We start from the raw sequence: 19,635 nt of genomic DNA, 5'->3' as shown, positions 1-19,635 counted from the left end.
AAGGAGGATAAAATATTTTAATTTTAATAGCTTAGAGGCATAAAAACCGAATATGACTATCGTCTAAGTTTATAGTAAAATGAATTTTCTAATTTTTTCAACATTTCATGAGTTCTTCAGATTATGTCTAGTGCAATTAAACCTAGATCAACAAAAAAACTAAGCCAGATTATTGTAGAACAACTGATCGAAAAAATTCAGTCTGGAGACTTCCAAGTTGGAGAGAAAATTCCGACCGAACTTGAATTAATTGAAACTTTTGAAGTAAGCCGTTCTGTTATTCGAGAAGCAATCACTGAGTTGCGCTCTTTAGGGTTTGTCGAAACTCGTCACGGGATTGGTACTTTTGTAAAAGAGCAGACTATTGAACAGAATTTTTTGCTATCTAATGCCAGTTTAGAAACGATTAACGATATTGTTTCTTTACTTGAGCTTCGAATTAGCCTTGAGTCTGAAGCTGTTTTTTTAGCCTCTGAGCGCCGTAAGCAAATCCACATCGATAAAATGAAAGCTGCACTTCAAGACTTTGAACGCCATATTTCATCAGATGCAAATGATGGCACAGTAAAAGCTGATTATGATTTCCATATTGCCATTGCTGAAGCTTCTGAAAACCAATATTTCGTTGATTTTTTAAAGTATCTGGGTGAAAAAATTATTCCGCGTGCACGCTTAAAATCTATTGAGCAGAGCCCTGAAAACCGTGAAGAATATTTAAAAGCGGTTCACCATGATCATGTCAATATTTATAATGCAATTGTGGATCAGGACGGTTTATTGGCCCGACAAATGATGCGAGCTCATCTGTCTAAAAGTATTAAAAAATTTAAGCAGTAAAGCTTGAGCTAAGATTAGGCAGAGTAAGATAAAAAGAGAGCTTATTTAAGCTCTCTTTTAATTTTATAGGGTGTTATTTACAGCTAAAGTTTTCAGCTTTTTCGCTATCGCCTTGACCGTTGTAACGGGCAATCAGTGGGTAAGGGCAAAGTGGGCGGGTACGGTCTGGTGCCCAATCTTGCGGAAGTTCAGTATTCACTTGACCACTTGGGTTACCTGCGCCGCGTGCGGTCGCAATGATTTTGTCAGGTGCTTGCCCGTATTCAACCCAGTTGACTAAAGCAGTCAATGCATCAAATTGATCGGTCGCAATGCCATCACGGGTATGGTTCATGCCCGGAACTCTAAAGAAACGTGCAAATTCAGGTGCTATACCTTTTGCATCATTTTTATAGTGTTGGAGTAGTTGATCGTACCAATTTTGGGTGTCATCTACAGAGAAAACGCCATCTGCTGTGCCTTGTACCACAATCATTTTTCCACCGTGATTACGGAGTTTATCTAGATTAAGTTCATCGGGTGGCATCATGAAAGACATCGAACTTTCTGTGTATACATCATTGGTTGCCGATAGTTTTGGATAGTCGGTATCGAAGTTAAAATTAAAGGCAAATTGTCTAGAATTTTGAGTCACGGTTGGGTCTGGTGGAACCTGAAAAAGAATGCCAACGGCAACGGGGTCACGTGCTGTTCCCACCGAAGATTCGAATTTCCAGCTTGCCCAGTTGCTTCCCACTAAACCGGGGTCAAAAGGTTGGGTTGCATAGAGCGCTTGTCCAGCCGAATTTATAGGGCCGCGGTAAATGTTGGCTAATACATCAATTTGTTCGGTGCTTAAACAAGTACCATCTCTTGTGCTTGAGCAAACGGGTACATCTTTGTGAATATCAAAAGCCTTACGGCAAGATTCGACATCTTGAACCAGTCCATCTGCAACACCGTCTAGAGCATCGCATCGATCTAAAATCGCTTTTGCTAAAACTTTACGCTCTGGAAGAGTAAGAGCGGTACTTAGGTCATTTTCATCTGTTGCGACACGACGAAGCTGCTGCGCTGTGTAGAGTTGAGCCGCGGCTGCACGAGGTAAATGAAAACCCGGTGTACTTGCTAAAATTCCATCATATTGGTCGCCTAAACGAGTTGCGGCAATCATGGCATGACGCCCACCATTAGATGTACCGCCTGCATAGGAGCGGTCTGGCAATTTACCATATGCGGCTTTAATTAGGTTTTTTGCCATAGGCGTGAGTTTGGTAATTGCACCATAACCGTAGTCAATTCTGGCTTGAGGGTCTAGACCAAACATTGGATTTTGTGAAGCATTATGTCCAGCATCGGAAGAAATAACAGCAAAACCATCATGTAGAGCATTGGTCAGGGGACCACCGCTGCCGACCTGACCTGTTGCAGGCACTAAGTTACCATCGGTTCCACCATTGCCTTGATAGAGAAAACGGCCGTTCCAGTCAACCGGTAGGCGCATTTCAAAACCAATTTGATAGGTTTGTCCATCAACAGGGCTTACACGTTGGTCCATATAACCTTTGACTAAACAATGAGCGCCAATCGGTTTGTTGGCGACAGTCAAGGTGCCTGCTTCTTGAAGGGTAGCTGAGCTAATGACCGTATTGTTGTATTGAAATCCGAGTAAGTCCGTACAGCTTCCTGTCATTTTTACGCCCATAGCAGGAGACAACTGCGGTGGTTTGGTTGTTGAGGGAAACGTTGTGTCATCACTATCACTTCCACAGCCTGTCAAAGCACCAAGCATGGCAAGTACTAAAGCGGAGTGGGTCAAAATTCGTTTATTGTTGGTGTAATTCATTTATTCATATCCTTATTGAATGAATGTTTGCAATTAATCTAAAACCAGAAAATTAGCTGTGCTTCGTGCAATCATTTTGTTGTTTTGCCAAGCTTCACTTTCGAGATTCAGTACGGTTTTGCCTTGTTTAATGAATCGGCATTTTGTAAGGACTTCGCCAACGGCACAGGGTCTTAAAAAATCCATCGTTAAGTTAATTGTGGTGGCGGGTTTACTGTCATTTGCAAGAAATGCAAAAAGCCCCATCACGTCGTCGAGCATGGCGCAGATCATGCCACCTTCAACGGTACCGCGTGGATTGGTAAAGCTTTCTAGCGCCGTGTAGTGGATGGTGAGTTCAGTGTTTTTGTCATTCCAATGAATATTGTGTCCACCCAAATGGTGATGAATGGGGGGTAAGTGTTCTAAAATTTTTTGATCCATAGTTAAGGGTCCATCCTTTTTGTTGGTGTTATAAAAATTATTATTTCAGGGTATAGGCATCATAAATAACCGCTTTGCCCAAGCGCATTGCACTACCTACCGCAACGGTCTGGTTAAGGCATGAGTATTTAGGTGAGCTGGTTTCAAACTGCATGGTAATTTTGAAATAGTAATTTTTCGGGTCGACATCTTTGCCTTGAGCAAGCTGTTTTAGTGTTTCTGCTGAGCCATGTCGGTAACCTTTGGTTTGAAGATAAATGAGAGCACCGTCATCGGTTTCTAACAAATATCGCGTATCAATAATGGCCAGCCCTTTACTGTCGACAATTTGCCAATCTGCACCATTATTTAAAATGCGGCCCTTAAGTGATTTCCCTTCAAATGTCCCACCTGTAATGGGAATAATTCGGCGTTTACCAGCATCACTAGTTGTGCCTAATTCCCAAACAGGCGCATTTAAATCCACACTAAATTTTGCTAAAGGCTCTAGCTGAATGGGCGGTGGGCTATATTGAGTTTCGGCATGAGTCAGGGCAATCAGACTCATTCCACAGAGTAGCGTTACAACTTTCTTCATGATGAATTTCTCGAAATAAAAAGAGGTTCTATGTGTAACTGAACCTCTTGTTTTGAATTATTTAAATTTCCATGTGTAGTCGATGTTGATACGGGTTTCGTTTACAGGCTTGATGTTGGCAGTGGAGAGCATGTTGTTGTCATACATTGCATAGCGCGCGCGTAGCCCTAGATTTTTTAACCAGCCACTTTGAACGGTGTAGCCTAAATCAAAGTCGGTTTCGCGTTCTTTTAGATTGGTGCCACCTAAGTTGGGTGCATAAATATTGTGACCTGTGGTGTAACGGGTCATGAAACGTAAACCTGGAACGTAATCTTTAAAGTCATATTCATAGCGGAAGCTATAGGCTTTTTCTTTTGGGTTTAAAAACTCGCCCGGCCATGTATCAATAAGTAGGCCAGTTTCACCTCCAGTCAAATACGGAAATGCGGTGTCGCCGTGATGTTGGAAAGTACCAAAAATAAATTTATGGTTTTGATGTTTTAATTCAAAGTGAGCATGATAAAGATCATTATCGACTAAACCAGCCTTCGCTTGTCCGTCATCACGGCTGCGGTAGTACCGTAACTGCGAGCTAAGATTAGTAGTGTCATTAATTTTGTGTTGGTGTAAGGCACCGACCATGGTCTGGTTATAAAGATCATCAACATCCATATAGAACGCAGTGAGTTTGATTGTTGGATCAAGCTGATAGTTCCCACCTAAATAATAGAGTCCATCAGTTTCCGCACTTTTAAACCGTCCATTCACTCCTGAAATTTTAATTTTTTCATAGTTGGTCGAATCACGATGATTCACTTTATCGAGATAGGCTGCCTGTAAGTCAAAATCTTTAATATCTTTACTGGTCAGTGAAATTCCTCGATAAGTTTGAGGTAACAAGCGAGCAGGCGAAGCTACTAAAACAGGATTCATCGGCATTAAAGTACCAATGCGTAGTTCGGTCTGGCTCATTTTGGCTTTTGCTGTGACCCCAATTTCGCCATAAGAGTCGGCAGGTTCATTGGTGCGCGTGTCTCTAGGTAAGTTTCCTGTACCTCCATGCTCTGCGTCGGCATCGAGTTTAAAACCCGCCGTTGCAAGCACATCCAGCCCAAAACCGACAGTCCCTTCAGTATAACCTGAATTGGCTTTGAGAATAAACCCTTGTGTCCAATCCTTGGCAGCAGGGTAGGCAGATTGCTCTTGGTAGTCGCGGTCAAAATAGAAATTTCGCGTGGTGAGTTCTACTGAACTGTTATCAATAAAACTGCCAGCCCACACTGAACCTGAAAGCATAAGGGTAGAGTACATCCATAATTTCGACATAGCATTTCTTCCTGAAATATCATTTCTTGTTTTCAACAAGGCATGGTTGTTCTGTCTGCCTTATTTGGTTTTTAAATCAAATTATTTTCCGAGCAGTTCTCGGGCCACGATTTCCTTCATAATTTCATTGGTTCCCCCATAAATTTTTTGTACCCGTGCATCCACAAAAAAGCGTGAAATCGGGTATTCCTGCATGTAACCGTAGCCGCCAAAAAGTTGAAGTAACTGATCAATCACTTCGCATTGGACATCGGTGATAAAGCATTTCAGTGCGGCAACTTGAGTGACACTTAACTGGTGTTGTTGATACAGCGCTGCACATTGGTCTACAAAAGCTTGGGCGGCTTTCGCTTTGATTTGTGCATTTGCGAGCACAAACCGTGTGTTTTGCATTTGACTTAAAGGTTGCCCGAAAGCTTTACGTTCCAGCACATAGTCTGTGGTGATTTCGATGGCACCTAAAATTGACCCCAAAGCCATCATGGAAATACTTAAACGCTCACGCGGTAACTCTTGCATTAAATAGGCAAAGCCTTGTCCTTCTTCACCTAAACGCTGGGTTGCCGGAACATAGACATCATCAAAAAAAAGTTCGGCAGTATCTTGGGCATGTAGTCCGATTTTTTGTAAAGAGCGGCCTTTTTTAACGCCGTCTAAAGCAGCATCAACTAAAAGAATCGAAATGCCTTTTGCTTTGGCTTGAGGATTGGTTTTAGCCACAAGAACAATCAGGTCGGCATGTAAACCATTTGAGATAAATGTTTTTGAACCATTTACACGATAGTGATCATTTTCTAAAACGGCTTGAGTCCGTATGGCCTGTAAGTCTGAGCCTGCATTGGCTTCGGTCATCGCAATTGCGGTGACCACTTCACCAGTCACCATTTTCGGTAACCAATAGCGTTTTTGCTCTTCAGTTCCAATATTTTGCAGATAAGGAGAAACCAGCTCATTTTGCCCGCCAATTGCAACAGCCAAAGATGCAAAGCCAGCTTGAGCAGTTTCTTGAACTAGCATGAGAGAATAATGAACAGGAGCGCCATAGCCGCCATATTCTTCGGGCACATCTACGCACAAAAAGCCATTTTCCCCAAGACGAAGCCATAGATCACGTGGGATCAGGCCATCGTGTTCCCACTGTTCGTAATACGGAGCAACCTGTTCTTTTAAGAATCTGCGATAGCTGTCCCGAAATAGTTCAAATTCTGTATCGTGTGGCATGTTGAACCTTTTTTTAGGCAAAAGTGAGGCTATAGCCCAAACCGAAGTTTGAGCTTCCTTTTCTATTTCAATTGCTTATTGCTTTAAGGTAGGCACCCGTATAATCAGCGGGTTATCATTCTGCTTTTGATAAAGCTCATCAATTAAAGCTGCACGACGCTTGGTAATATTGCTTTGATTGAGGTTGCCTTTATCAGTCACTTCACCTGCATCGAGTTGAGGTGGCTCGGTCATTAAATAAAGCATTGAGACTGTATTTGAGCTACCAGTCGCATCTTTATTAAAAGTGGTTAAAAATTGGCGGAACCATTGCTGGACTTTAGGATGCTGTAGTATCTCTGCTGGAGAATGTTCGCCCAGCTTAAGGCCAGCTTGTTGAGCACAAGCATCTAGTTTTGGAAAAATCAAAAAGCCAACCGCATTTAGGTTTGAACCTGTAATGCAGACATCTTGAACCAGTAAATTACCTTGAATGAGCACTTTATTGCGTAGTGTGCCCACATTCACAAAAGTGCCTGTATTGAGTTTAAAGTCTTCGGCAATTCGTCCATCATACATCAAGCCTTTGGTCGGATCATTGATATCGACTAAACGAACAGCATCGCCCGTATGGAAAAAGCCTTCATCGTCAAACACAGTGCTTTGTTGGTCTGCCTTTAAACGCCAATAACCTTTCATGACATGTTTGCCACGAACACAAAACTCTAGTTTGTCACCACATGGCACTAGCTTAATTTCGCATCCCGGAGCAGGGTAGCCAATAAAGCCAGCCATTACGCGTGGACCAGTGGTAAAAGCACAAGAGGGAGCAGTTTCGGTCATACCCAAGCCGCTCATGATGCGAATTTTTTCTCCGCAATGTTGCTGAGCAATTTTATCAAGTCTGTTCCAGCCCGCTTCGGAAAGCGCTGCACCTGCAAAGAATAGAATTTTAACTTTGGCAAAAAAGCGGTCTCTTAATTCTTCATCTTTTTCTAAAGCTTCTGTGAGTTCTTCCCAACCTTTTGGCACATTTAAATAAACGGTTGGAGAAATTTCTTTGAGATTACGAATAGTTTCGTCAAATTTTCCTGCAACGGGTTTGCCATCATCAATGTAAATGGTACCGCCGTTATAGAGTGCGATGCCGACATTGTGACTGCCACCAAACGTATGGTGCCAAGACAGCCAGTCGAGTAGGACAGGTGGTGTTTCTTCAAACTCAGGGAAAGTTTGTAATAACATTTGCTGATTAACACACAACATTAAATGCGTGGTTGGTACAGCTTTAGGTAATTTGGTTGAACCTGACGTAAATAGAAATTTAGCAATCTGGTTTTCATCAAGGGTTTGATAAAACTCTTGAACATTTGAAACTGGTGTATCTAATAGCGACTGAAAAGATGTGCAAATCTGATCGCTCACAATTCCTTTATTGGTCACCACTTCAATATCAGGTGTAATACATGCTTGAATGGCTTTAGCAAAGGCTTGTCCATCGCTGGCATAGACCATGCCAGGGGTAAGTACTTCAAACACATGTTTGAGTTTGCCAAAGTCTTGAGAAATAAGAGAGTAGGCAGGGGAAATAGCAGAGAAAGGCACACCCGCCAGCATGGCACCCATAGACAGTATTAAATGTTCGAGATCATTACCACTTAAAATGATGAGTGGTCGTTCTTGGCTTAAATTACGGTCATGCAAAGCTTGAGCAATGTGCCATGCGCGTTGTAGAACTTCTGCATAACTCAGTTTGATCCATTCGCCTTGAGCATTGCGTTTTGCTGCAAAAATATGGTCGGGTTTGGTTTGTGCAAAATGAATTAACCGATCTGTCAGTTTTTGTGGATACGGTTTTAATTGCTCTTTTGGGCTGATATAGAGCGTGTCATCTTTATGGTGATAATGAATATCATGTTGCCCTAATTTTACGAACCGTTCGCGGTCTTGTGATTGAGTGGCATTCATTTGCATTTCTTTCACTCCATGGAAAGCGCATCACTGCGCTTTATTTTTTGCATCATGCAATTTTTATTTAGTATGTTGGTATTCGTATTAGCCTGACTAAATCGGGTAATGACGTGATTGGGTTTGAATGGTAATCCAGCGTAGTTCGGTAAATTCGGCAACAGAGACTTTACTACCAAAACGTCCGTAACCACTCGATTTTGTTCCGCCAAATGGCATTTGAGCTTCGTCATGTACGGTTGCGCCGTTAATGTGACAAATACCCGAATCAATCTGCTGAGCGACTTCTAATGCCTGCGAAATATTTTGGCTAAACACTGCTGAAGAAAGACCGAACTCGCTGTCATTTGCCAGTGCTATGCCTTCTTCAATGCTTGAAAAACGTTGAACTGTGCATACAGGCCCAAATGATTCTTCGCGGTAAAGCAGCATGTCAGGTTTAATATTGAGCACCAGCGTCGGTTGCATGGTGGTGTCTTCAATATGAATGCCTAAAGGTAAGTCAGCACCTTTGTTTTGAGCATCTTCCAGCAAATGTTGAATACGGTTTGCAGCACGTCGACTTTCTAAAACACCGAGTACATTGTCTTTTGAGGTTGGATTACCTGCCCGAATAGCGCGGGTTTTTTCAATCAGTTTTTCAATAAATTGGTCAGCAATATTGTCTTGAACCAAAACACGTTCGGTCGACATACAGATTTGACCCTGATTAAAGAATGCTCCAAAAGCGACTGCTTTTACAGCTTCATGAATGTCAGCTTCATTTAAAACCACGACAGGGGCTTTGCCACCGAGTTCGAGTAAAACTGGTTTTAAATATTTAGCAGCAGTCTCGGCAATAATTTTTCCAACTTTGGTTGAACCCGTAAAATTAATGCGCTTCACAGCTGGATGAGACACTAAGCGCTCCACGATTTGTGGTGCATCTTCAGCGGCATGCGTAATCACATTCACCACGCCTTCACCAAGACCTGCTTCATGTAATACTTCACCAATGAGACGATGTGTTGCTGGACAGGCTTCCGATGCTTTTAACACTACCGTGTTACCACAAGCCAAAGGCATAGCAAGCGCACGTGTTGCCAAAATCACAGGGGCGTTCCAAGGCGCAATGCCAACAATCACACCACAAGGAACTCGCACACCCATTGCAAGATTGCCCGGCACATCTGACGGAATGAGGCTTCCGTCAATTTGTGTGGTCATGGCTGCGGCTTCACGTAACATGTTGGCAGCAAGGTGAACGTTAAACCCATACCATGTTGCAGTTGAACCTGTTTCTTGCATTCCAGTTTCAATGAATTGCTCAGTCTTTTGGTCCATTAAATCGGCTGCTTTTAATAAACGTAAGCGACGTTCCGTAGGCGAGAGTTTCGACCATATTTTAAAAGCTTGTTGTGCCGAGTCTATTGCACGATCAACATCTTCCAATGTTGCAGCAGCAGCTTTAGTTGCCACTGATCCATCAATGGGGCTAATACGCTCAAAAGTTGCCTGATTTGATGCATCAACAGATTGACCGTGAATAAGTAACTGTACATTTTGCATGGGTTGTGTCCTTACATTGCCATTAGAGAATCAAAAGTTAACCAGTACGTTTATAGCTCTGTAAACCCGGTTTAATTGATTTTTCATCTAAAAATTGTTTCAAACCTTCTTGACGGCCATTTTCTGTATCACGGTGGATACATTGATCAAGTTTGGCATATAAGTAGTCTTCGTTTTGATCCCAAGTCAGTTCACGACAACGCTTAAATCCATTTTTAGCGGTACGAAGAACCACAGGGTTTTTCTCAAGTAGACAGTTTGCAAGCTCAGTCACTTCAGCTTTTAGCTGTTCAAGCGGTACACTTTTGTTCACAAGGCCCATGGTTTCAGCTTCTTTACCACTAAAGGTTTTACCCGTCATGATGTAGTACAAAGAGGCACGGTGACCAACAGTGTCTGCCATTGCTTTGCTTACAAGGTTACCCGGTGGGATACCCCAGTTAATTTCAGATAAACCGAAAGTTGCTTCATCTGCTGCAATTGCGAGGTCACAAGCCACTAAAGGTGAGAAACCGCCTCCAAAGCACCAGCCGTTGACCATAGCAATGGTTGGTTTTGAATACATGCGAAGAAGTTGCCACTGCCAACGGCATGAGTCGCGGCGGATACGCTCTTGATAAATTTCAGGCTGCGTATCGACTTCACGGAAATATTCCTTTAAGTCCATGCCTGCTGTCCAAGAATCGCCTGCACCTGTCAACACAAGCACACGTGCATTTTGATCAAGTTCTATCGCTTCAAGTACATCAATCATTTCACGGTTGAGTGTTGGGCTCATGGCATTTTTCTTTTCTGGGCGGTTTAGTGTTACCCATGCAATTCCATCTTCAACTTTAACATCTACTGTTTCCCAGCGGTTTTCATAACTCATCTTCATACTCCTTGAATGATTTTTAGCTGTTCTGGGATTTAATTTAATATCAGTTAAACTTACATTCAAGTCTTTTTTATAAAATTTCATAAATATTTTATAATTCATTGTATTTTAAATATTAATTAATTTTATTGTTGATTTAATATAAAAATATGTTGATTTTTTAGTAAGTTTAACTGATATTTTTGGTGTGTTTAAACAATAATACACAAAGGGCTAAATGGAACGACTAGTCAATAAGGGATAACACAATGGAAAAGATATTAGGACAGTCTGCAAGGGCAAAAATCACGTTGCTATTATGCTTTGCAATAGCAATTTTTGAAGGTTTTGATCTTCAGTCAATGGGGGTAGCCGCTCCAAGAATGCGGGCTGAGTTTATGTTGGACAATGGCCAGATGGCGTGGGCATTTAGTGCTGCAATTTTAGGAACACTACCGGGTGCCATATTGGGCGGTAGGTTTGCTGATATTGTCGGGCGTAAGAAAATTCTGATTTTTAGTATTTTACTTTTTGGAATTATGTCTTTGCTAACGGCTTATGCTGCTAACTTTAGTTTGCTGTTACTCATTCGTTTTTGTACTGGTTTAGGAATGGGTGGGGCACTTCCGATGATGATTACACTGGCATCTGAAGCTGTATCTGATAAATATAAAGGTACTGCTGTCAGCATCATGTATAGCGGTATTCCTTTTGGTGGATTACTTACTTCTGTCGTTGCTATGTCGTTGGCAGGTGATGCAGAGTGGCGTCATATTTTCTATATTGGTGGGATTGCGCCTATTTTGCTCATTCCACTGATTATGCGCTTTTTACCTGAGTCAAATGATTACCTGCAACGTAAAGGTCAAGCGCAAAAAACGACTCCATTCTTGGAAGTTTTATTTGCGAAAGAACGTCGTATGTCGACCATTCAGCTTTGGGTCAGTTTTTTCTGTACGCTCGTTGTACTGTATTTCTTGTTGAACTGGTTGCCGTTACTGATGGGCGCGCAAGGCTTATCGAAACTTCAGGCAAACTATGTACAGATGGGCTACAACGTTGGTGGAATTTTAGGTTCAATTCTCATGGGTGTATTACTTGATAAATTACGCATGAGTTTTGTGATTAAGCTGATTTATCTCGGCATTTTATTTTCGCTTTGTTGTTTAGCAATATCCCCAACCGTTGCTTTGCTTGCACTTTCGGCAGTGGGCTGTGGCTTATTCATTGTGGGTGGACAATCGGCATTATACGGTTTGGCTGCCATGTATTATCCAACCGAAATGCGTGGAACAGGTGTAGGTTCAGCGGTTGCAATTGGGCGTATTGGTTCTTTTGCCGGACCTTTAATGGCTGGTTTTTTACTTTCACTTGGACAAAGCTCGACCATTGTGATTGGTTCAAGCATTCCTGTGATCTTAATTGCAGCGATCTCTGCATTACTTCTTGTCAAAAAACCTAAACAGCCTGTACATTTAGTACAAAGCTCAGGTGCTCGCTAAGTTTTAACGAAAGTATGGGGTGATTACCTCATACTTTCACTACAGATTTTCTTATGATGAATGAAAGGTTATGGTACGTTCAAATTTAGTTCAAAAAAAAGTAGAAGATGAGCCTAAGTTAAGTTACATGATTGCTCGTGTTGACCGAATTATTAGTAAACATTTAACAGAGCATTTAAAAGAGCTTGAAATTACCTTGCCACAATTTACTGCGCTTTCTGTTTTAGCTTCAAAAAGTAATGTATCCAATGCCAAACTTGCTGAACGTTCTTTTATTAAGCCGCAATCTGCCAATAAAATTCTGCAAGATTTGCTGGTCAATGGCTGGATTGAAAAGAAACCTGATCCTACGCATGGCCGCCGTATTTTAATTACACTGACCGAAAGTGGTGTTGAAAAACTCAATAAATGCAATGAAGTTGTATTAAAAGTTGAAGAAAAGATGCTTGAAGGCATTGATATCAATCTGGCTTATTTAATTCGTAATAACCTCGATATCATGGTGAATAATCTTAAAAGCTTTTAAATAAATGAGTTTTTGGGGGCGAGCTAAATTCCCAAGCACTGATTCACACAGAAAATTTATTTCATTTTGCAAATGAAGTTGTTAGCATCGAAGTGACGTTTTTGACAATGTGTGGCAGCAAATGTCTTCAGGGCAACAAGTTTTACTTAAATTAAGAAAAATGATTATTTCAGGGGAACTTGAAGGTGGTGCCAGAATTGCTGAGATTCCCACTGCCGAGTTACTTGGTGTTTCGAGACAGCCTGTTCGTATTGCATTTCGGCTGCTCGAACAAGAAGGTCTTCTCATCAAGAACCCAACTCGTGGTTACACGGTTCGTGAAATTTCAGAACAACTTGTTCATGATGCGCTTGAAGTGCGTGGTGTGCTGGAAGGATTAGCTGCGAAAACTTTGGCAGAACAAGGCTTAAGCGAAGAGCAGAAAAAGACCCTCCAACATTGCATTCAAGAAACTGAAAAACTATTTAATGATAAAGACGAGTTTGGCGACGCTGAACTCGAACGTTATCACCATTTCAACGTCATTTTTCATGACACCATTATTGAGGGCGCGCAAAACGTCGCACTCATACAAGCCTTGGCAAAAAACAACCAATTACCGATGGCTTCTGCTCAAGCTATTACCTATGACCAGAACCGAGCTTTGTCAGAATATCGCCGTTTGCACTATGCACATTTACAGCATTGCTCGATTTTTGATGCATTGGTACATCGTCAGGCAGGACGTGCTGAAACCTTAATGCGTGAGCACAGTAGTGTGGTGATTTTGGGTGAAACGCTAAGAAATGTTCTCAGTGCTTAAGGTGAAAGAAGTTCCTTTATTTCTGAATAAAGGAACTTGGGTATTAAAGCTCAATCACAAGATGTTTAGTTTTTGCACGAGAACAGCAGGGCGTAAACTGGTCATTCAATGCATGTTCCTCATCGGTCATGAACATATCTCGATGATCTGGAGTGCCTTCTACCACACGGGTAATACATGTACCACAAATACCTTGTTCACACGAAACAGGAATATCAAAACCATTTGCAATTAATGCTTCTGTTGCTGTCTGCTCTGGTAATACTTCAATTCGGCGGCCCGTACCTTTCACTTCAATGGTGAAAACTTCATCGTTGGACGTATCTACCTTTTGAGCAACAAAATGCTCTTGATGTAACTGATCGCTATGCCAGTCAGCTTGTTCGGCTGAGCTCATGACAAACTGCATAAACCCTGTAGGCCCACATACATATAAGTGTCTATTTGGTGAAGCTTGGCCTAAAACCTCTGCCATATTACATTCGGTATCTGGCTGATCTTGAATATGAAAATGAACTTGGTCACCAAAGTGCTCGGTTAAGTTGCCATAGAAAGCAATCATTTCATGACTACGAACAAAGTAGTGCAATTCGAAAGGTATATTGGCCGACTTAAGTCGATACGCCATCGATAAAATAGGGGTAATACCAATACCACCTGCAAATAAAACTGCCTGTTTTGTCTGAGGGTGAATCTTAAATAAATTACGTGGTTCACCAATCTTTAAATGATCGCCTTCACGATATTCAGTGTGGATGCAACGTGAACCACCGCGTGAATTGGCATCATGTAAAACACCAATGACATAACGATGCTTTTCACTGCAACAATTTGAAAGTGAATATTGGCGGGTGAGACCGTTTTTAAGATGCACATCAATATGTGCACCTGCCTCAAAATTCGGTAGCGCTGTGCCATTTGCCGAGACTAATTCAAAAGCACGAATGGTCGGGGTAAGCTGGTGAATTTTTTGAATAATAACGTCCATGTTCATACTCCTTTAAATAATCCGAATGTTTGGAAACTTCTGTACGGATGTTTCAGGAGGTGTTTTATTTTCTTCGGCAAGCAGTCGCTCAATCACCTTACGAGACTGGACACCACCTGCGTCGATATTGAGCATCAGTAACTTGCGATGTGGATTGTTTAAAATGTTTTGCTGCTGTTGCTCCAGCATTTCTAAATCTTCAGTAAAGATTTTACCTTGGCCTTCACGAATTTGATCGGTGAGTTCGGCGTTATCAGGTTGGAAGTTGCGGGCCATTCCCCAGAAATACCAATGTGAAGTTTCAGTCTCTGGCGTAATAAAATCGACCACAATTGAGGAAACTTTTTTGTCTTTTGGTGCGTGATAACCACCATGTCCAGCATGCGCGACACCTACTTCAATATGCACATTGCTTGGCGCAAAGAAGTGGCAACGTTGCCAACGGTCAACAGGTACATTATCCGCCAAGTGATTACCGCGAAGGGCCATTTGCCAAAATGGAGGTGCAATCACATTTTCCATGTAGCGTTCGGTAATGACATGATCACCATCAACTTTAGTGACTGGTAATGATTCATCAATCTCTTTTTGTCCGATGCTGCTTGAATGAACATAGGTCTCGTGGGTTAAATCCATCAGGTTATCGACCATCAAGCGATAGTCACACTGAATGTGAAACAGGCCTCCGCCATAGCTCCATTCAGGATGATCTGCCCATTCTAAAGTTGGCAGTTTTGTTTCATCTGCTAAAGCTTTCTCGCCCGGCCATATCCAAATAAAACCGAACTTTTCAACAACTGCATATGATTTGTTGCAAGGAAAACCGTTAACACGTTGGGCTGGCATTGAAACCGTCTTTCCGTCACAACCCATAACTAGTCCATGATAACCACATACAAGGTTGCCATCTTCGACATAGCCAAGTGAAAGTGGGGCACCGCGATGGGGACAAAAATCTTCAACGGCTGCAACTTGGTTTTCTTTACCGCGATAAAAAACAATTTTTTCACCACAAATAGTGCGACCTAATGGTTTGTCTTGGATTTCTTCTGGGCGGCAGGCAACATACCAAGCATTTTTAATAAACATTGTGACGACTCCTTATCACTTATTGGATCCAATTTATAATAAATAAAAATATTGGTCAATTGATAGGCAGTATATTTTTTAAAAATATTGATTTTTTAATTTGGTTGTTTTGTATATTTTTTAATTGCTATTAAAGACTTTTGTATTTACTTTGAATTTTAGAGGATAAATTTTTATTTATCTTAATTTGGATCCATAATGGCTATGGTTAAGCCATTATGGGAGTGTAGAGATTTAGAAATTAACCGTGTAGTGAAGCATCATGCGCTGTTCATCCAGACTTTTGCCATGTTTGGTGTCGTAGTTAATATTTAAGAAAAGAAACTTAAGATTTTTAATCCAAGCATTTAGGTTGTACTGAATCAATACATCACTTTCTTGCTCAAAATCATTTTGATTCATTGTTTGAAATGAGTCGCCATAAATATATTTGTAGGTCACTTTTAGACCCTTGATATAGTCTTTAAAGTCATACGAAGCAACGAAATGATAAGATTTTTCATCTGCTTTGGTAAACGCGCCTAAGGTCCAGTTCACCATGTGCGGGATGGGCATATTGTCGAGTTTTGGAATACCATCTTTGCCAAAGTTTTCTTGATAGCCAATTCCAGTTGTAAAGTTTCCATGTTTAATGAAATGCATGGCCCCTACAGATGTATTGTCATATTCACCAAGCTTTGATTTACCGACATCATCATGGCGAAACACACGTAATTTTGTGGTGTGCTGCTTTGTCCATTGATAATCAAAAGCAAAGTAACTTTGATTGATGAGATTTGTTAAGTAACCATTATAAAATTTCCAATGGTATCGAGGTCTTTTGCCATCCCATTGAAAGAAATAGAGTCCGTCAGATTCATATTTTGAAATGGCGAGTTTGTGGTAATCCTCCTCATTTTTTGGTGAATAACGGTTAATCAAACCCAGCTCGAAATTTTGTTGTGGTGTCTTATATTTTAATTCTAAGCCTTTATAGTTCACCCGTAATTGATGTGTATCGACTTGTGGGGTAAGGGGTGAGTCGGGAATAATTTCCCCTATATTCATGCGAAAGTTTTGATATTCAACTCCAGCACCTAAGCCATATTTAACTTGATCTTGTGCTTGTTTCTTAGTGTTAGGGTCAAAGGGTATGACCATATCGTTGGTGTGTTGGTCGTCACTTAGGCGATATGCATATTGGATGCTTGGATTGAGGTGGAGCTGAACCTCATTCAGTTTGGTTGACCAGTCACCACGATAAATCAAGCCTTGACTCAAGCTGTGAGTATCGGGGCTAGTACCATTTTCATATTGTCTGTCGAAGTTGAATGTTTTCAGTGTGAGTGTATTTTGAAAATTAACATCTACTTCACTGTGAGCTAAACAGCAGGCAAGGGTTGTCCCTGAGAAGAAAATCCCATAAATAAAAATATGCTTCATTTTTAAATCCGTTTAAAAGCGTTTTACTGTTCTAAAACCGACATGGCTGGTAGCAAGGTCGAGTTCCTGTGGATGCCTCGCGGCAGCACGATAACGCGCGCAATAGTTGGTTGCGCATAAATAAGATCCACCTTTAATCGTATATTGCAAAATCTGTTCGTGACTTTGCCGATATTTCGATGGATCTCCCATATGATGGTCTCGTGGTCCTGTATAGGGCGTTTGCGTCCATTCCCATACGTTGCCAATCAGGTCATACAAACCAAAGGGGTTTTTACTAAAGCAACCAACAGGGGCAGCATCCTTAAAACCATCTTCCTGAACATTTTTGTATGGAAATTCGCCTTGCCAGAAATTGGCTACAATATGGCCTTCGTGGGTAGGGCCAATATCGGAATTTTGCTGAAAACCTTTGGCGGCATATTCCCACTCAAGCTCAGTCGGTAAGTCATGACCTAGCCAGTTTGCATAAGCGTAGGCATCATTCCATGTCACCATACGAACAGGCTCATGAGGTGCGGGTTGTTTAGGGTTGTTTGGGCCCCATGGATGTTTCCAATTGGCCCCTTTTTCAAATTTCCACCACTGTAATTCTTCAACTGGATGATCAGGTTGTACAAACATGGCCGCACCGCCTTGCTTCTCTGCATCGGTGACATAACCCGTTTGTTTAACAAACTCTTGAAATTGAGCATTGGTGACTTCAGTTGCATCAATTAAAAAAGCGGGAACGGAAGTTGCCTGTAAATTTAATGGGCGTTCATCTTCATAACCTTGTGTGGTGCCTAAAACAATTTTTCCTTGCGAAAGCTTGACCATGCCTGCTTCTTTATTTTTAGGCCAACCCGAAGGAAGGCCCGAATAAGAATTACATTTAGCTTTAGTGCCTAGGTCGGGCAATGTGGTCTGTTCTAGTTGAGGTGTGGTTTTTTGGCACGCACAAAGTAAGAGAAACGATGAAAGCATCATGATCTGTTTCATCTGGTTTTCTCTACTTTTTGTTGTATTGCTCAAAATCCACAACACCATTTTCATCGGCATATCTTAAATATTTATCATTTAAGACTTTGACGATCTCTGGATGTTCTGCATAAACATTATGTTGCTCATTAAAATCTGTTTTTAAATTGTAGAGTTCCCAGCCATGGCTCTTAAATTTAGAAGGTGAGTTTTCAACAAGTTTCCATTCGTCAGTTTTAGCGTAGCGGCTGCCATGTAGTTCTTTAAAGTCATAATAATTAACAGGGCGAATACGGGCAGTATTATCTTTAAACGCAGGGATCAGACTAAAACCAGATGGTTTAATTTTGGTGCTTGAAGTTGGATAAACCTGATTATTTTGAATACCAGCTAGCTCCATCACAGTTGGGAATATATCTCTGACTGTCGCAAAGTTATTGTTAATTCCATGTTGTTTAGAAATCTGAACAGGTGATTTAACAATAAATGGAACTCGTACTCCGCCTTCTGAAGCGGCTGATTTCCAGTAAGTAAATGGCGTACTGCTGACTTCGGCCCATCGTGGTCCCATGTATAGATATGAGCTAGCGTTACCTATATTTTCATAGCGATTGTCGGCATCACCCATTGGGAAATTATGATCGCCGCCTTCAGCGCCGTTATCTGACATAAATACAATTAAAGTATTGTCATATAAATGATGCTTTTTAAGATATTGAATGACATCACCCACGCGGTCGTCTAACTGGGTAACCATGCCCGCATAAACTTCCATTTTACGTGCTTCGTATTTGCGCTCTTGTGGGGTGAGTTCATTCCAGCTTTTTGTGCCTAAAGCTTGGTTACCACGCTCGACTGGGTATTCTGCATTTGCAGGAATTAATCCTAATTTCTTTTGTCTTTCAAAGCGCTGTTTACGAATCGCATCGTAGCCTTGATCGTATTTACCTTTGTATAAGTCTCTATAATGAGCAGGTGCTTGTAGGGGCCAGTGTGGAGCGGTATAGGCTAGGTAGGCAAAAAATGGTTTTTGCGCTTTATTTTTGTCTAAGTACTCAAACGCTTTTTGTGTAAAAAAGTCGGTCGAGTAGTAGTTGTCAGGCAAAGTGGTCTTTTGACCATTTTCTGTGTATTGAGTATTACGCGGATAGTTTTTGGGTTGGTCTTTAAAATGTAAATCGAAGCCATCGAGCAGAGCAAAAGATTGATCAAAACCACGGGCTTTAGGGTTTTGCTCGGGAGCATAGCCTAAGTGCCATTTACCAACCATGAAGGTGTAATAATCTTTTGTCTTTAAAATCTCTGCGAGTGTGTAAGCATTTTGCGTTAAGTGTCCTGAATAGCCATCAATTTTGAGTAGTGCACGCGGGCTATCGGCTCCAACCAATTTTTCTTGTCGTTTTGACGTTTCATACATGGCACCTAAACCCACCAAGTGGTTATCTGCACCTGTCATAAGCTGTGCACGAGTAGGTGAACACATTGATGAAGCATGAAAATTAAAAAGCATTTTTCCTTGCTTTAACAAACTATCAATATGAGGAGTTTTAATTTCGCCACCATAAGCACCAATATCTGAAAATCCAAGATCATCGGCCAAAATAATCATGATATTGGGTGGTTGTTGATTTTTTGGAGGTGCTGCTTGCGTTGTGTAAAACAATTGGCTGGCAAAAAAAAGTCCCAATGTAAGCTGGCTTACTCTTTTGAGTTTCATAACAACAATCCTTTGATGTTTTAAAAAAGCATCTTGCATTTCCTGGAAATAAACTGAGCTTTTTTTGGCTAAAAAATGCTCTGGAAT

At 41.3% G+C, this 19,635-nt stretch carries 17 protein-coding genes; 4 read left to right on the top strand and 13 right to left on the bottom strand.

The window, feature by feature from the left end; genetic code table 11:
• Positions 1 to 123 precede the first annotated feature (123 nt).
• Positions 124 to 837 (top strand): FadR/GntR family transcriptional regulator, encoded by a 714-nt coding sequence (locus tag F886_RS00670; RefSeq protein WP_005299379.1) that lies wholly within the window; start codon positions 124 to 126, stop codon positions 835 to 837.
• Between the two features lie 73 nt (positions 838 to 910).
• Here the strand turns inward: F886_RS00670 and F886_RS00665 are convergent, their stop codons facing one another.
• The 8 genes from F886_RS00665 to F886_RS00630 all read right to left on the bottom strand — a co-directional run bounded on the left by F886_RS00665 (position 911) and on the right by F886_RS00630 (position 10,563).
• A complete protein-coding gene (locus tag F886_RS00665; RefSeq protein WP_005299376.1) occupies positions 911 to 2,662 on the bottom strand; it encodes a tannase/feruloyl esterase family alpha/beta hydrolase in 1,752 nt (583 codons plus the stop codon).
• Between the two features lie 33 nt (positions 2,663 to 2,695).
• On the bottom strand, positions 2,696 to 3,085 hold the full coding sequence (locus F886_RS00660) for a PaaI family thioesterase (RefSeq protein WP_005299373.1): 390 nt from the start codon (positions 3,083 to 3,085) through the stop codon (positions 2,696 to 2,698).
• 40 nt (positions 3,086 to 3,125) lie between these two features.
• On the bottom strand, positions 3,126 to 3,662 hold the full coding sequence (locus tag F886_RS00655) for a DUF3237 domain-containing protein (protein ID WP_005299370.1): 537 nt from the start codon (positions 3,660 to 3,662) through the stop codon (positions 3,126 to 3,128).
• 57 nt (positions 3,663 to 3,719) lie between these two features.
• Complete coding sequence (locus F886_RS00650; protein WP_005299367.1) at positions 3,720 to 4,970, bottom strand: OprD family porin; 1,251 nt, start codon at positions 4,968 to 4,970, stop codon at positions 3,720 to 3,722.
• Between the two features lie 81 nt (positions 4,971 to 5,051).
• Positions 5,052 to 6,191: an acyl-CoA dehydrogenase family protein gene (locus F886_RS00645; RefSeq protein WP_005299365.1), complete on the bottom strand. Its 1,140-nt coding sequence runs from the start codon at positions 6,189 to 6,191 to the stop codon at positions 5,052 to 5,054.
• A 75-nt stretch (positions 6,192 to 6,266) separates the two neighbouring features.
• Entirely contained in the window at positions 6,267 to 8,153 is a 1,887-nt protein-coding gene (locus tag F886_RS00640; protein ID WP_171067760.1) for a feruloyl-CoA synthase, read from the bottom strand.
• 81 nt (positions 8,154 to 8,234) lie between these two features.
• Entirely contained in the window at positions 8,235 to 9,686 is a 1,452-nt protein-coding gene (locus F886_RS00635; protein ID WP_005299359.1) for an aldehyde dehydrogenase, read from the bottom strand.
• A gap of 37 nt (positions 9,687 to 9,723) precedes the next feature.
• Positions 9,724 to 10,563, bottom strand: coding sequence for a p-hydroxycinnamoyl CoA hydratase/lyase (locus F886_RS00630; RefSeq protein ID WP_171056853.1), 840 nt, complete (start codon positions 10,561 to 10,563; stop codon positions 9,724 to 9,726).
• Between the two features lie 248 nt (positions 10,564 to 10,811).
• Between F886_RS00630 and mhpT the strand changes: the two genes are divergently transcribed.
• The 3 genes from mhpT (at position 10,812) to F886_RS00615 (ending at position 13,372) form a co-directional block, all read left to right on the top strand.
• A complete protein-coding gene (mhpT, locus tag F886_RS00625) occupies positions 10,812 to 12,044 on the top strand; it encodes a 3-(3-hydroxy-phenyl)propionate transporter MhpT (RefSeq protein ID WP_005299355.1) in 1,233 nt (410 codons plus the stop codon).
• A 70-nt stretch (positions 12,045 to 12,114) separates the two neighbouring features.
• Entirely contained in the window at positions 12,115 to 12,570 is a 456-nt protein-coding gene (locus F886_RS00620) for a MarR family winged helix-turn-helix transcriptional regulator (protein ID WP_005299352.1), read from the top strand.
• A 109-nt stretch (positions 12,571 to 12,679) separates the two neighbouring features.
• Complete coding sequence (locus F886_RS00615) at positions 12,680 to 13,372, top strand: GntR family transcriptional regulator (RefSeq protein WP_081402045.1); 693 nt, start codon at positions 12,680 to 12,682, stop codon at positions 13,370 to 13,372.
• A gap of 43 nt (positions 13,373 to 13,415) precedes the next feature.
• Here the strand turns inward: F886_RS00615 and F886_RS00610 are convergent, their stop codons facing one another.
• The 5 genes from F886_RS00610 to F886_RS00590 form a co-directional block, all read right to left on the bottom strand.
• On the bottom strand, positions 13,416 to 14,360 hold the full coding sequence (locus tag F886_RS00610; RefSeq protein ID WP_005299346.1) for a PDR/VanB family oxidoreductase: 945 nt from the start codon (positions 14,358 to 14,360) through the stop codon (positions 13,416 to 13,418).
• Positions 14,361 to 14,372: 12 nt separating this feature from the next.
• Positions 14,373 to 15,449, bottom strand: coding sequence for an aromatic ring-hydroxylating dioxygenase subunit alpha (locus F886_RS00605; protein WP_005299343.1), 1,077 nt, complete (start codon positions 15,447 to 15,449; stop codon positions 14,373 to 14,375).
• Positions 15,450 to 15,683: 234 nt separating this feature from the next.
• Positions 15,684 to 16,871 (bottom strand): OprD family outer membrane porin, encoded by a 1,188-nt coding sequence (locus F886_RS00600; RefSeq protein ID WP_005299340.1) that lies wholly within the window; start codon positions 16,869 to 16,871, stop codon positions 15,684 to 15,686.
• Positions 16,872 to 16,883: 12 nt separating this feature from the next.
• A complete protein-coding gene (locus tag F886_RS00595) occupies positions 16,884 to 17,837 on the bottom strand; it encodes a formylglycine-generating enzyme family protein (protein WP_081402046.1) in 954 nt (317 codons plus the stop codon).
• A gap of 25 nt (positions 17,838 to 17,862) precedes the next feature.
• Positions 17,863 to 19,548 carry an arylsulfatase gene (locus tag F886_RS00590; protein ID WP_005299336.1) on the bottom strand — a complete coding sequence of 562 codons (1,686 nt, stop codon included), beginning with the start codon at positions 19,546 to 19,548 and terminating at the stop codon, positions 17,863 to 17,865.
• Between the last annotated feature and the right edge of the window lie 87 nt (positions 19,549 to 19,635).

Source organism: Acinetobacter sp. NIPH 542 (assembly GCF_000369825.1).
Lineage (GTDB): Bacteria > Pseudomonadota > Gammaproteobacteria > Pseudomonadales > Moraxellaceae > Acinetobacter > Acinetobacter oleivorans.
The sequence above is the reverse complement of the archived record's forward strand: the minus strand, read 5'-3'. Positions and strand labels throughout refer to the sequence as shown.